2 protein-coding genes are annotated in these 1432 nt (G+C 72.2%); both read left to right on the top strand.

The annotated features are described in order from the left end of the window. Window positions 1-851, top strand: an 851-nt coding sequence (locus AC1D15_RS32090) for a DUF3999 family protein (protein WP_477829238.1), incomplete at its 5' end; no start/stop codon positions are given. Between the two features lie 74 nt (window positions 852-925). Beyond that, on the top strand, window positions 926-1432 hold a 507-nt coding region (locus AC1D15_RS32085; protein ID WP_477829237.1), incomplete at its 3' end, for a hypothetical protein.

Raw genomic sequence — 1432 nt, 5'->3', positions numbered from 1 at the left:
GCGTGATCGAGCTCGGTGGGGTGCGGGCGGCCTACCTGCGGCTGCGCAGCCTCGGCAGCGGGCCGGTGCCGGAACTCACGGGGGCCGAGGCGACGAGCGCGACGCTGCAATGGCCGCAACCTGCGTTGCAATGGAGCGAGCCGATCGCGCCGGCGAGCTGCGATGCGCAGCATTGCGACTACACGCTGCCGGCGGTGGCCGTGGAGGCGCTGGAACTGCTGCCGCACGATGCGAACACGGTGGCGCGCGTCGGCTGGCTGGTGCGGGGCGAGACCGCGCCGCGCCAGCATGGTCACCGCCACGGATTGCGCCGGCACCTGCATGCGCTGCGCGACAAGACCCCGGCGCCGCTGCCGGTACCCGAGCCCGGCTGGCAGCCGCTGGCCGACGGCAGCGTGTGGTGGCTGCGGCTGCCGACGGGGGAGTCGCGCTCGCCGGTGTTGCGGCTCGATGGGGCGGTGCACGCGCAGCTGCGGCTGCAGGTGGCTGGTGGCGTGGCGCAACTGGGAGCGCAGCCGCCGCAGCTGCGCATCGGCGTGCGGGCGCGGACGCTGGTGATGCTGGCGCGCGGCAGCGGGCCGCATCGGCTGAACTGGGGGGACCCGGCGCTGGCGACGCCGGTGATGTCGCTGGGCGAGCTGATGCCTGCGCGACGCGGCGGCGATGCGCTGCCGGCGGACCGGGCGGTGCTGGTGGCAGAGGCGGCACCGGTGGCGTCGCCGGTGCTGCCGGCGGCGTCGGCGCCGGTACTTGCGCCGAAGACATCGCGCGCGTGGCTGTGGGGCGCGTTGGTGGCCGGGGTGGCGCTAATGGCGGCGATGGCGTGGTCGTTGTTGAAGGGAAAAGGTTGAGGATGGAACGAATGGCGTGAGGCCGGTACTCAGCGACCTGTTGAATTCACGGGGCGCGGATGAACCAGCAGCAGGTGATCGTCATCAGAAAGCGGACGACGAAGGCGCCGCCCACGCCGGCCAACACGCCCCGCAAGCCTCATCAGCAACACCGCCTTCAGCGCGAGAACAGCGGCCGGCACCTGAAGGGCCTGCGCCTGACCACCCCTTCATCCAGGCACACGTTGCCCGAGCCGGTGCCTGGTGGTGCCTCGCCGCCCCAGCTGTCTGCGGTGCTGCGGCGTGCACAGACCGTGGACCTGGGCGATGACGGCTCGGCGCCTGGTTGGACGTTGCTCGCGTCGGTGCTGAAGAGCTGCCCTGACACCGCCACGCTGCAGAGGTCGGTCGCGTCGGCAGTCGCATCGACCGGGAGCATCGAGGCCTTCGTCGCCTCGGCCGGCGAATGCCTTGGGCAGGCTCGTCAACTCGCCGAACGCGCGTCGCTCGACATCGCGTCGCGCTGCCGCCTGGGCGATCTTCTGCATCACTGCCTGGCGATGCAGGCGCTGTGGCTGACGGACGATGCGGGCCTGCTGACG

The sequence above is a fragment of the Rhizobacter sp. P2_H2 genome, from assembly GCF_056403375.1.
The sequence above is the reverse complement of the archived record's forward strand: the minus strand, read 5'-3'. Positions and strand labels throughout refer to the sequence as shown.